This window comes from Vibrio sp. SNU_ST1, assembly GCF_030563405.1.
GTDB lineage: Bacteria > Pseudomonadota > Gammaproteobacteria > Enterobacterales > Vibrionaceae > Vibrio.
Genome location: NZ_CP130748.1, coordinates 2,408,034 through 2,419,134 on the forward strand (window position 1 = coordinate 2,408,034; position 11,101 = coordinate 2,419,134).

12 protein-coding genes are annotated in these 11,101 nt (G+C 44.6%); 4 read left to right on the forward strand and 8 right to left on the reverse strand.

Annotated features, from left to right (window positions below):
* Positions 1 to 78: 78 nt before the first annotated feature.
* Positions 79 to 1,326, reverse strand: a complete 1,248-nt coding sequence (locus Q5H80_RS10475) for a TIGR03503 family protein (protein WP_304564706.1) — start codon at positions 1,324 to 1,326, stop codon at positions 79 to 81.
* Positions 1,327 to 1,335: 9 nt separating this feature from the next.
* Positions 1,336 to 2,103: a DNA polymerase III subunit epsilon gene (gene dnaQ / locus Q5H80_RS10480; protein ID WP_009847393.1), complete on the reverse strand. Its 768-nt coding sequence runs from the start codon at positions 2,101 to 2,103 to the stop codon at positions 1,336 to 1,338.
* Between the two features lie 56 nt (positions 2,104 to 2,159).
* Between dnaQ and rnhA the strand changes: the two genes are divergently transcribed.
* Positions 2,160 to 2,624 (forward strand): ribonuclease HI, encoded by a 465-nt coding sequence (gene rnhA / locus Q5H80_RS10485; protein WP_304564707.1) that lies wholly within the window; start codon positions 2,160 to 2,162, stop codon positions 2,622 to 2,624.
* 76 nt (positions 2,625 to 2,700) lie between these two features.
* Here the strand turns inward: rnhA and Q5H80_RS10490 are convergent, their stop codons facing one another.
* A complete protein-coding gene (locus Q5H80_RS10490; RefSeq protein WP_304564708.1) occupies positions 2,701 to 3,486 on the reverse strand; it encodes a class I SAM-dependent methyltransferase in 786 nt (261 codons plus the stop codon).
* 53 nt (positions 3,487 to 3,539) lie between these two features.
* On the opposite strand from Q5H80_RS10490, the gene gloB reads away from it, so the two are divergent.
* From gloB to Q5H80_RS10505, 3 genes are all read left to right on the forward strand, one after another.
* Positions 3,540 to 4,298, forward strand: a complete 759-nt coding sequence (gene gloB, locus Q5H80_RS10495) for a hydroxyacylglutathione hydrolase (protein ID WP_009847396.1) — start codon at positions 3,540 to 3,542, stop codon at positions 4,296 to 4,298.
* 70 nt (positions 4,299 to 4,368) lie between these two features.
* Positions 4,369 to 5,940 (forward strand): LysM peptidoglycan-binding domain-containing protein, encoded by a 1,572-nt coding sequence (locus Q5H80_RS10500; protein WP_304564709.1) that lies wholly within the window; start codon positions 4,369 to 4,371, stop codon positions 5,938 to 5,940.
* Positions 5,937 to 6,623 carry a YIP1 family protein gene (locus Q5H80_RS10505; protein WP_009847398.1) on the forward strand — a complete coding sequence of 229 codons (687 nt, stop codon included), beginning with the start codon at positions 5,937 to 5,939 and terminating at the stop codon, positions 6,621 to 6,623. The genes Q5H80_RS10500 and Q5H80_RS10505 overlap by 4 nt, the downstream gene beginning before the upstream one ends.
* Positions 6,624 to 6,731: 108 nt before the next feature.
* On the opposite strand, the gene Q5H80_RS10510 is transcribed toward Q5H80_RS10505, so the two are convergent.
* The 5 genes from Q5H80_RS10510 to accA form a co-directional block, all read right to left on the reverse strand.
* A complete protein-coding gene (locus tag Q5H80_RS10510) occupies positions 6,732 to 7,574 on the reverse strand; it encodes an endonuclease/exonuclease/phosphatase family protein (RefSeq protein ID WP_304564710.1) in 843 nt (280 codons plus the stop codon).
* 61 nt (positions 7,575 to 7,635) lie between these two features.
* A complete protein-coding gene (glnB, locus tag Q5H80_RS10515; protein ID WP_017063373.1) occupies positions 7,636 to 7,974 on the reverse strand; it encodes a nitrogen regulatory protein P-II in 339 nt (112 codons plus the stop codon).
* Positions 7,975 to 8,266: 292 nt separating this feature from the next.
* Positions 8,267 to 8,578 (reverse strand): cytochrome c, encoded by a 312-nt coding sequence (locus Q5H80_RS10520; RefSeq protein ID WP_304564711.1) that lies wholly within the window; start codon positions 8,576 to 8,578, stop codon positions 8,267 to 8,269.
* Between the two features lie 58 nt (positions 8,579 to 8,636).
* Positions 8,637 to 10,001 (reverse strand): tRNA lysidine(34) synthetase TilS, encoded by a 1,365-nt coding sequence (gene tilS, locus Q5H80_RS10525; protein ID WP_304564712.1) that lies wholly within the window; start codon positions 9,999 to 10,001, stop codon positions 8,637 to 8,639.
* A gap of 131 nt (positions 10,002 to 10,132) precedes the next feature.
* A complete protein-coding gene (gene accA, locus Q5H80_RS10530) occupies positions 10,133 to 11,092 on the reverse strand; it encodes an acetyl-CoA carboxylase carboxyl transferase subunit alpha (protein ID WP_009847403.1) in 960 nt (319 codons plus the stop codon).
* Positions 11,093 to 11,101: the final 9 nt, after the last annotated feature.

The window sequence follows — 11,101 nt, forward strand, 5'->3', positions numbered from 1 at the left end:
TTCTATCTAAGTTTAGCCTCTCGAGGTTTGTTGTCCCGACGTTTACTCTCTCAAGACAACTCTAGTGATACAGACGAGTTACTTAGGCGCCTTGAGCTGCATCTCAGGTAGCGCTCTCTTCTTCGCTGTGATTTTACGTATTACAAACCAAATCAGTAAGCCCAATAAAATCGCAGCCACATTACCTACCGCTATAATCATTATGCTGCGCTGCCTATCATCTTCTCTTTTTTGAAGAATCATTAATTTCTCAGCAATACGCTTCTGCTCTGCAAGCGCCTCTTCTTGAAGACGTCGAGATTCAGCTAAGTCTATCTCTTGAACAACGCTGTACGACTGCTCGGTAATCGGAAAGATCAGTGGACGCTGGCTTGACGCATCGGTGGCATAAACCATCCCCGACCAAGTGTAAATTCCCAAATCATCATTATAAGGCAACGTTAAAGACACTTTCATCGCATCAGCTTCGGCTTGGCCTTGCTTATACAGCACATACCCATCCGGAGCTTTATACTCAACGTGAGCTGCTAACGAGCTCGGTGCAATCATACCCGGCTCGCCAGATGCTACGACGGTATGAGATAAACCTTCTTTGCGAGACTGAATGAAGGTGGTGGTGATTGGCGTTGGGTAGACCAAGACTTCTTGCTCTTGTGCTCGAAGGAAGACACCATTACCAGAAGTAATTCGAGCTCGATATTTACCAGGCTCAATGTCCATTGGTAACGACACGGTGAACACACCATCTCCAGCTTTTTCGTCAAGATCAACGCCATCATCGGCAAATTCCCCCATGACAACCGGAATTGGCCGCGCTTCTCTCACTAAGGACTCTTCGTTTTCGACGAACTTAGTGAATGTTACTTTAAGCTTCACACGGTCAAGAAAGTCACGTAGCACAAGCGGCTTGCCATCGGATGTCAAACGAGCGGTAAATTTAATGTGTTCGGTTTGGTACAACTTGTCTGGAAATTCATTGGCGTCTAAAACCAGATGAGATAAAAGTTTGATATTATTTTTAGGTGAGACTTTACCTACCGCTTGCCAAGGACCCGGCATCGGATTGTCGATAGAGATAATATCCATTGACGATTCTTGGTACCAACGGACATTATCAGCATGACGCAAAGCGTGGTACTTCTTGCCATCAGGACGAACCAAGACGACGGGTTTAGAATTATCGGCTCGATAGATCACAAAAGTAACTTGCTCGATACTGGGATCAACTCGAAAGCGATTATCCAATAAACTCATTACAGATTCTGTTGCTGCGTGTAAGCCAAAGCTCAACAGCAATAAACAACCGGTAGCCAATACCCTTAACATACTCTCTCCCTACTGACGCCAGAGGCAGCTTCCGCTTTTCTCGACGAGGTCTAAACGACTTTGATGCGCTTCTACTTCATCGGCCGTAGCTCGCAAAACCTTTAGGGATTTTCGACCACTTTCTGCTCTTCGTATACTTTCACCTTCGCCTTCTTGTTGGCCAGCGTTAAATTGCAGCGAAGTTTGCCCACCCGTCATCAACAAGTAGACGTCAGCTAGAATCTCCGCATCGAGCAATGCGCCGTGAAGTGTACGGTGTGAGTTATCAATACCATAACGGTCACATAAGATATCTAGATTGTTTCTTTTCCCTGGGAATATCTTCTTCGCCATCGCCAAGGTATCGGTAACTTTACAGTAGTCATCCGTTTTACCTATCGCAGGGTTAAGTTTCTCAAACTCATAATCCATAAAGCCCGTATCGAAGGGCGCGTTATGAGCCACCAGCTCCGCACCTTTAATAAAGTCGAGAAACTCTTTATGTATGTCTTGGTATTCTGGTTTATCAATCAAGAATTCATCGGTAATACCGTGAACGCCAATTGCCTCTTCTTGAATCGCACGATCGGGCTTGATATAGACGTGAAAGTGACGCCCAGTCAGCCTACGGTTGATGATCTCGACTGCACCAATTTCAACGATGCGATGTCCCATATAGTGGGGGCCACCCTCTGTATTCATACCGGTGGTTTCGGTATCGAGTACAACGATGCGTTTATTTTCATTCGAACTGTTTTTTTCGTTCGTGCTTTGTTCTGGAGTGCTACTGGTATTCATAAGGATAACTGTGTCAGACTATGCAGATAATGTGCTTGAGGTAATAGTATCAAATCATGACGAAACAAGTTGAAATTTTCACTGATGGTTCTTGTTTAGGCAACCCAGGCCCTGGCGGCTACGGCATCGTACTTCGCTACAAAAAAGTCGAGAAGACGTTAGCCGAAGGTTTCACCCTAACCACCAATAACCGCATGGAAATGCTCGCCGCTGTTGTGGCTCTCCAAGCCCTCAAAGAGCCTTGCTCTGTCATTCTGACCACAGATAGCCAATACGTGCGTCAAGGTATCACCCAGTGGATTCACAACTGGAAAAAGCGTGATTGGAAAACAGCCGATAGAAAGCCCGTTAAAAACGCAGACCTGTGGCAAAGACTCGACAAAGAGACGGCGCGCCATAGCGTTGATTGGCGCTGGGTTAAGGGGCACGCGGGGCACCGAGAAAATGAAATGTGTGATGATTTAGCTCGAAGTGCAGCTGAAAACCCGACTCAAGAAGATACGGGCTATCAACCAAGCTAATCACCTTTGTAAATGAGATGTAGATTTCAGAAACAGATTTATTGTTTCTGAAACTGATAGATAGATGAAAAGCCGACTACGAGTCGGCTTTTTCTGTTTTTAACGGATACGAAGTTTTAGCAGAGTCCAAGGTGCGACGCGTATTGGTTCTAAAACTGGCTCCTACAGGGGAGAAGCGTCGCTTAAGGTGCCAATGTGGTTTGATAGGCTTAAGTGGATAAGTACGTTTACGAGCAACAATAAAGTATTGGCTACCAGCGAACGATGCGCAGCTGCCTAAGCTGTTCTCCAACCACGTCCACATCGCTTGGTATTTACTCATAGGGAACAGCGCGTAGGTGTCACAATGAATCACTTCATAATTAAGTACACCTAGCCAATCTTTAATTCGGTTTGGCGTATACATACGTCCACTCCATGGCAAGCTGTTCTTTCGCCAAGGCATCAAACTGGCAAGCCCAGTAACACTAAAAGGATTAAAGCCAGTGATAATGATATAGCCATCATCCATCATTACTCGGTCGACTTCTCTCAATAGCCGGTGTGGGTCGTTGCTATAATCTAACTGATGGCTCAGCACCACAACATCAAAGCTTTTCTCTAAAAAGGGTAAATTATAACCATCTGCTATCACATTATGTAATGGGTTCTGGATATCTAGGTTTACTTGATGTTGAATGTTGCATGTGCAGCTAGAAATTTCACTGCTGAGGCCACCAAGTTTGAGCATATGGTAACCAAATAGCTTTGGGCACCACTCATCGAGTCGAGTTTGAATAGATTCCCTCAACCAGTCCCCATTGTGCAATTGTACCCAAGTATAAGGACGCTCAAACTTCTTTCTGCTACGTGCTGGCTTCATCAATAATCTGTCTCACTTATTCTGTCTCACTAAAAGTGACTGGAGAACCAATAATGTTACATATCAAAAGCATACCTGCATTTAACGACAATTACATCTGGCTGATTCAAAATAGCGATCGCCGTTGTGCTGTCGTCGACCCTGGTGATGCAGCTCCAGTATTAGAGTACTTAGCACACCATGAGCTAACTTTAGATGCAATCTTGATTACGCACCACCACCACGATCACATTGGTGGCGTGCCAGAGTTGGTAAGACAATTCCCTGGCGTGGATGTCGTTGGCCCTAAAAATGAACCTATCCCGACCTTAACGCATCCCGTTGATGACGGTGACCAATTAGAGCTGTTTGGCGAAGTATTCCTCGTGCTAGGGCTCAGTGGGCACACCGCTGGGCACATAGGTTATGTGGGTGATGCCAAACTGTTTTGTGGCGATGTACTGTTTTCAGCCGGTTGTGGGCGAATCATGGAAGGCACACCACAGCAGATGTTTGATGCATTGAATAAGATCACAGCACTCCCACAAGAAACCGAGGTTTACTGTGCTCATGAATACACGGCAGCCAATATCGCTTTTGCACTGGCCGTTGAGCCTGACAACCAACATTTGCAACAATACCGCGACCAAGTGAACCGGCTTCGAGCTCAAAATAAGTCGACCATCCCCACAAATTTAAGACAAGAAAAGTTTGTTAACCCCTTCTTACGCTACACAGAACCAAGTGTAGTGAAATCAGTATCTAATCGTACCGAGCAGACCGATCCTTTATCTGTTTTTACCGCTTTACGTGCGTGGAAGAACGAATTTTAACAAATACAGGCTTGTCACTCATAGGGAGTGGCAAGTATTATCATCGGCCGTTTATTAAAAAGGCTGTAACATGCGAGTTAAGTACAGCTGGGCTTTGGTACTACTACTTTCTGGTTGCCAATTAACTCAGTCAGAGAATCCAGACCAAGCTTCCGAGCAAACCAACACCTCCCCTACTAAAGAAGTTTCTCAAGCGAACGTTTCATCGGGAGCGATCCAAGAACAACCAAAAGTTGAAACACCCGTCGTTACTCCACAAACACAGCAAGATGTTTGGAAACGTATTGCGATGCAACTTGAAATGGAAGTGCCAGACCAAAAGAAAGTCGACTACTACCGCACTTGGTACCTCAAGCACCCTGGTCATCTAAAAACTGTATCAAAACGCGCTGAACCTTTCCTTTACTTGATCACTACTAAGATTGAAGAAAGAGACTTGCCTTTAGAGCTAGCCCTGTTGCCCGTTGTTGAAAGCTCGTTTGATGCATTTGCTTATTCTCATGGTAGCGCTGCCGGACTATGGCAGTTCATTTCGGGTACTGGCAAAGCTTACGGACTAGAACAAAACTTCTGGTACGATGGCCGCCGTGACGTAGCCGCTTCAACCAACGCTGCATTGGACTTCTTAACCGACCTCAACAAACGTTTTGATGGGAACTGGCAACATGCAATCGCAGCCTACAACAGTGGCGGTGGTCGTGTGAACAGCGCAATCCGTAAGAACAAGAAGCAGGGTAAGCCAATCGACTTCTTCTCTCTAGACTTACCAAAAGAGACTAGCAGCTATGTACCTAAGCTACTTGCACTAGCCGACGTGATTGCCAACCAAGAAAAATATGGCATCGATATCCCTGCGATCCCGAACAAGCCAGTACTGACTCTGGTTAACCCAAATGAACAACTTGATTTAGCCATTGCTGCAAGCTATGCAGGCATTCCTGTCAAAGAGCTGCAAGGCTACAACCCGGCTTATAACCAGTGGGCAACGGCACCAGAGAAACACCAACAATTATTGCTTCCTCTAAGCTCTGTTGAGAAGTTCAACAAAGAAGTGGCAGTCAATAAAGGCAAAGGCATGAAGTTGGTGCGCTATAAAGTGCAATCTGGCGATAGCATCAGCGTACTGGCGAGTAAATACAACACCACCAGCAAAGTGATCCGCTCTGCAAACGGTTTAAGCAACAATAATATTCGTGTTGGTCAGCACCTATTTATTCCAACATCAACCAAAGACGACAAGACATACGCACTAAGCGCTTCAAATCGCCTAGCAAGCACACAGTCAAAGAGTCGTGGCCAATATAAGCTTAGCCATACTGTAAAAAGTGGTGATAGCCTATGGACGATTGCGCGCGCAAATAAGGTATCTCACCAATCACTGGCGAAGTGGAATGGCATGGGACCACGTGACACACTTAGAATTGGTCAAGAACTGGTCATTTGGAAGAATGGTTCAGACGGTGCCATTATCCGAACTGTCTTTTATAACGTAAGATCAGGTGACACAGTCAGCGGTATTGCATCAAAGTTCAAAGTAAAAAGCGCAGATGTTGTAAAATGGAACGCTTTGCAGAACAAGAAATACCTACAGCCAGGACAAAAACTAAAGCTGTATGTTGATGTAACTAAGGTAAGTGTATGAACCCGTCAAGTAACCCACTCGTCATGCTGTTGGATATATTCCGTTCACCAACAGCTTGTTTCTTAGCGCTTTATCAAAGAAGTGCTTGGGGATGGCAACCCTACGTCGTATTAATGCTCAGCCCATTCTTATTTTGGGGAGCCTATTTTTCGAATGTAGATTTTGCATGGTTAAGCGCTGAGTTGTCACAGCAACTGGCTCAAACAAACCCTGACCAATTGGCGTTACTTGACAGTAATACTCTACTCGCGAGTGAAATCATCAGTGATGTATTCGGCCGTACGTTAACCATCATTCTGTTGGCATTTTGGTTTAACTTGGCAACAAAGCCAAGCCAACACCAACATAGCTTTTGGCGATGGTTTGCAGCCGCATCGGTAGTGATATTCCCTGCCGTTCTAGGCGATGTAGCAAGCTACGCAAGCTTGATACTCAAGCACGGGCATGTGATGAGCTACGCGGCCGACTTGAACAGCTTAAACGGCTTAATCAAGTTACCACTAACCAATGATTGGTCGCAATTTGCCAGCTCATTACCACTGTTGTTGCCTTGGTACATTGTATTGGGTTATGCAGCAGTATTAACTTGGACTGAGTTTGAGCGTGGTCAGGCACTGGTCATCTCTGGTTTGCCATGGGTTGGCTATTACCTAATCTGGGCTCTCTACATTTTGATTTTTTAAGCTGAATAGATAAAAAGAAGGCTAGTGAAAATTCACTAGCCTATTTATTCCACTGCTTATTACCCAAAGTAACCACAGTCTGAATGGTGAATAGCAAATAGCTTCTTACTATTTAACCTTAAAGGTCACTCGCATAGGGTTATGATCAGAGGCGTCCGTAATGGGCGCTTTTGCTTTGTCTACTTCTAACCCTCGATAGAACACATGATCGAGCACCAACCCTGTCATAAACTGTGTACGGTTATCTGGTTCAAAAGCCACTTCCGTCAAACCTACCTGTTCCAACGCATCTTTCAATACAGCAAAGCGAGCTTCACTCCAACTGTTAAAATCCCCAGCAAAAATAACAGGCCCACGATACTTTTGGAGATTGTCGGTTAAGCTCTTGAGCTGAGCCTCGTAATCTTCCGTACCAAAGGTAAAGTTCACCGCATGGATATTAATCACAGCCAGTTCTTCGCCATTACTTAGCAAATAGCGAGACCAAAGTGCAGATTTAGGCAATTGAAGCCAAGGTTCTTCATGAGTATAAGCACAAGCTTCAATCGGTAGATGCGTCGCTAGGTTGAGTACGCCTGCACTTTGTTCAAAAGCTTCAAATGCATTAACTCGAGTACTTCCCCATTGACCACTCGTTACCCATTGGCGAAGCCCTTCTGTCATACTCGCTTCTTGCAGCAAAACTAAATCGCTACCGGCTGACAGCTGATTTAACTCACTTTGCCAATTATTTCGGTTTTGCTTATAGATATTCCACACGGTAATGCCTAGGCCATCAGACACATCAATCGCTTTCGGGGCAGAATTTTGGTAGCAGCTATAGATATCGTTGCTAGTATTTTGAGAAGAAGTGATCAAGTTGGGTTTATTCGGGATCACGAAGATAAAATGAAAACTAACGACAGTAAGCGTTATCAATAGCGTGATAACAATCATGGTTTTCTTAAACATAAAGCACCCTACCAGAAATGAAAAAGGAGCGATAAACGCTCCTTTTAAGGTAATAGTTTTTTTATACGGCGTCTTCGTCTTCTTCGCCAGTACGAATACGTACCACACGTTCAACTTCAGTAATGAAGATCTTACCGTCACCAATTTTACCTGTTTGAGCCGTTTCGATAATGGTATCAACACATTGGTCAGCCACTTCGTCGGTCACAACAATTTCCAATTTCACTTTAGGTAAAAAATCGACCATGTACTCTGCGCCACGGTATAGCTCAGTATGACCTTTTTGACGTCCAAAGCCTTTAACTTCAGATACTGTCATACCCGTAATGCCCACTTCTGCAAGTGCTTCACGTACATCATCAAGTTTGAATGGCTTGATAATGGCTTCAATCTTTTTCATGTTCATCCCTTAAACTGTGCGAATAGCTCATTATCGGTTAGCTATAGTAAACATTCAATGAAAAAAGCCAGAGCATTAAAGCTCTGGCTCGAAATTTATCATCTTGTTTAATCTGCGCTTTAAGAAGGTTTCATACTAATCACAGTAAGTAAGTGGTCAGAAATAGCGTAGGAAAAAAGCTTGAGAACAAGGCTGAATTTTCGATAAGTAGTTATTCTACAATCAAAAATTCTAACGCAGTTATCGAGCGTTTTAGCAAGCTAGGGGGACCAGTTATTTACTACGATTGGTATTACTTAAGGCTTGCGTAGTAAGCGGCTAGATTCGCGATGTCTTCATCACTCAGCATTGAAGCTTGAGCCTGCATGACAGCGGCCAAACCGCCGGTGCGCTGGCCGTTCTTATAGGCCTTAATTGATGAAGCGATGTATTGCTCGTTTTGGCCTTTAAGGTTTGGATATCCTGGGATCATTGCGATACCGTCTGCGCCATGACAAGCCGCACAGATTGCCGCTTTAGCTTGACCCGCAGTAATATCACCAGCCAGAGCGTTACCACTCAATAGCCCAAGTCCAAGAACTAACCCTAGTGTAATTTTCTTCATTGCATATTCCATTAATTATTTTTATTTAAGTGACGTAGAATTGTGACACAAACTTTTTCTACTTGCTCCAAAGCGCTTCACAATCTTGACCTTCGTAATTTTTATCTACGAATAAGCCTAAAACAGCGATCACTCGATCGCCATCCATTAATATCGGCGTTCTACGTCTTAACCAGCTAGGTACTTGGTATTCCTGAAAAAGCTTCTTGAGTTTTCGACTATGACCACGACCAACTGGGTGAGCCGACACTCCTTCAGGATTAAAGATCACTCGTAGGGTTCCGTTGGCTTTAGTAAGGGAAAACCGTTGTGCATCTCGGTTATTAGATGCACTACCACTCGACACCGCTTTCAAATGGATCTCACCTAAACCATCAGGCAATAATAAATTCTCATCAATCAAAATTTCACTTTCCCAGTACGACAAATCTTTAGTGTCTTGTACCAAGTAGAGCTGATTATTAAAGCGCCTAATCTCAACATCATTCAACACCAGCTTAGGATTGGCGTCTGCCTGAGCACAAGCCACTTCATCCCAAATAAGTTTTAGCTGCTTTTGGCTTGGCATCGGTTGATTACAATGGCTAAGCCACATTCTGATCAAACGTGCTCGTAACAAATCAGAATGCTGAGATAACGAATCAATGCTTAAGCTCTGACTGTTACTGTTACTGTTACTGTTACTGTTACAACCTCCCAAAGCTTGTTGTAAGTGAGACTCAAGCAGTTCGTCGAGTAGCGACTCTTGTTCTGCACATAATTGAGCACTGCGACAGACCGATTCTCGAAAGCTAGGCCAGCGCTCTGTCAACGTCGGAGTGACTTGATGACGAATGAAATTTCGATCAAAGCGCAGATCCTGATTACTCTCATCTTCCACCCAAGCTAAGCCCATGCTACGTGCAGACTCTTCAATATCAACTCGAGACACTGACAGTAGAGGTCTCACAATGAACGCTTCGCCAAACGGCATCACTTTTGCCATAGAAGAGAGTCCTTTCGGCCCACTTCCACGTTTTAACGCCAACAAAAAAGTTTCAAGTTGGTCATCAATATGTTGACCCGTAATTAGAACATCACCAAAACTAAGGTGCTTCTGAAGCGAATCATAACGAGCATCTCGAGCCAGCTTTTCAACACTTTCTCCGCTGTTAATATCTAGAGATACTCGCTCGATAGCTAAAGGAACCGATGACGCATCACACCATGTTTGGCATTGCTCAGCCCAAAGGTCAGCATTCTTACTTAGACCGTGGTGAACGTGCACCGCACAGCACTCAATGTGATGGGACTTAGCGTATTGAGAGGCAAGTTCCAACAACACTCGAGAATCGACACCACCACTGAAAGCAACGACTAACCGACGAGGTTTGAGATCGCTTTGTTGAAATGCAGAGGTAAAAGTTTCGATTAAGTGAGTCATGGGGTTAAGTGAGCCGTGTGTACTAATGAGAAAGGAGAATGTTTTAATAATAAAAAAGGGTTGGCACTGAGTCCAACCCTTTCATCAACTTGTTACGGAAAGCAGGTATTATACCTTGCTAAGGTCGCTTATCAGCAGTAACCGTAGCTCATTAGACGCTGATAACGACGCTCTAAAAGTGCTTCGTTATCAAATTGCTCTAGCTCTTCTAACTGCTTAACTAACATGTCTTTCATGTTCTGAGCTGTCTGTATTGGATCGCGGTGCGCGCCACCTAGAGGCTCAGGAATGATTTCATCGATAAGCTCAAGCTCTTTAAGACGAGGAGCAACTAGGCCCATCGCTTCAGCCGCTTGTGGCGCTTTATCTGAATCACGCCATAAGATTGAAGCACAACCTTCAGGAGAGATTACTGAGTACGTCGAGTACTGAAGCATATTCACGTAGTCACCAACACCAATCGCAAGTGCACCACCAGAACCGCCTTCACCAACAACGTTACAGATAACTGGAACAGAAAGACCAGCCATCACTTTTAAGTTTTTAGCGATAGCTTCAGATTGGCCACGTTCTTCTGCACCAACACCTGGGTATGCACCCGCTGTGTCGATGAAAGTAATGATAGGCATGTTGAAACGCTCAGCCGTTTCCATTAGGCGAAGTGCCTTGCGGTAACCTTCAGGCTTTGGCATACCAAAGTTACGGATCACTTTCTCTTTAGTCTCACGACCTTTCTGGTGACCAATAACCATAACAGGACGGCCATTTAGACGAGCCATACCACCCACAATTGCTTTGTCGTCAGCGTAAGCGCGATCGCCCGCCATCTCTTCAAACTCTGTGAATGCATGCTCCAGATAATCTTTGGTGTAAGGACGTTGAGGGTGACGAGCAAGTTGAGCTACCTGCCATGCACCTAAGTCACTAAAGATTTTCTGTTTAAGCTCTAAGCTTTTTTTCTCTAGCTGTTCGATTTCTTTGTCTAGATCTACCGCTGTGTCACCACCGTGACGCGAAACGTCACGTAGCGCTTCGATTTTTGCTTCAAGTTCAGCGATAGGCTTTTCAAATTCTAGAAAGTTCAGGCTCATCTATGAATC

Excerpts from the sequence above, each read along its gene's own strand:
- dnaQ (WP_009847393.1), bottom strand. The coding sequence starts at position 2,103 with ATGAATACCAGTAGCACTCCAGAACAAAGCACGAACGAAAAAAACAGT.
- Q5H80_RS10510 (WP_304564710.1), bottom strand. The coding sequence starts at position 7,574 with ATGTTTAAGAAAACCATGATTGTTATCACGCTATTGATAACGCTTACT.
- rnhA (WP_304564707.1), top strand. The coding sequence starts at position 2,160 with ATGACGAAACAAGTTGAAATTTTCACTGATGGTTCTTGTTTAGGCAAC.
- Q5H80_RS10505 (WP_009847398.1), top strand. The coding sequence starts at position 5,937 with ATGAACCCGTCAAGTAACCCACTCGTCATGCTGTTGGATATATTCCGT.
- Q5H80_RS10500 (WP_304564709.1), top strand. The coding sequence starts at position 4,369 with ATGCGAGTTAAGTACAGCTGGGCTTTGGTACTACTACTTTCTGGTTGC.
- tilS (WP_304564712.1), bottom strand. The coding sequence starts at position 10,001 with ATGACTCACTTAATCGAAACTTTTACCTCTGCATTTCAACAAAGCGAT.
- Q5H80_RS10490 (WP_304564708.1), bottom strand. The coding sequence starts at position 3,486 with ATGAAGCCAGCACGTAGCAGAAAGAAGTTTGAGCGTCCTTATACTTGG.
- Q5H80_RS10475 (WP_304564706.1), bottom strand. The coding sequence starts at position 1,326 with ATGTTAAGGGTATTGGCTACCGGTTGTTTATTGCTGTTGAGCTTTGGC.
- accA (WP_009847403.1), bottom strand. The coding sequence starts at position 11,092 with ATGAGCCTGAACTTTCTAGAATTTGAAAAGCCTATCGCTGAACTTGAA.
- glnB (WP_017063373.1), bottom strand. The coding sequence starts at position 7,974 with ATGAAAAAGATTGAAGCCATTATCAAGCCATTCAAACTTGATGATGTA.
- gloB (WP_009847396.1), top strand. The coding sequence starts at position 3,540 with ATGTTACATATCAAAAGCATACCTGCATTTAACGACAATTACATCTGG.
- Q5H80_RS10520 (WP_304564711.1), bottom strand. The coding sequence starts at position 8,578 with ATGAAGAAAATTACACTAGGGTTAGTTCTTGGACTTGGGCTATTGAGT.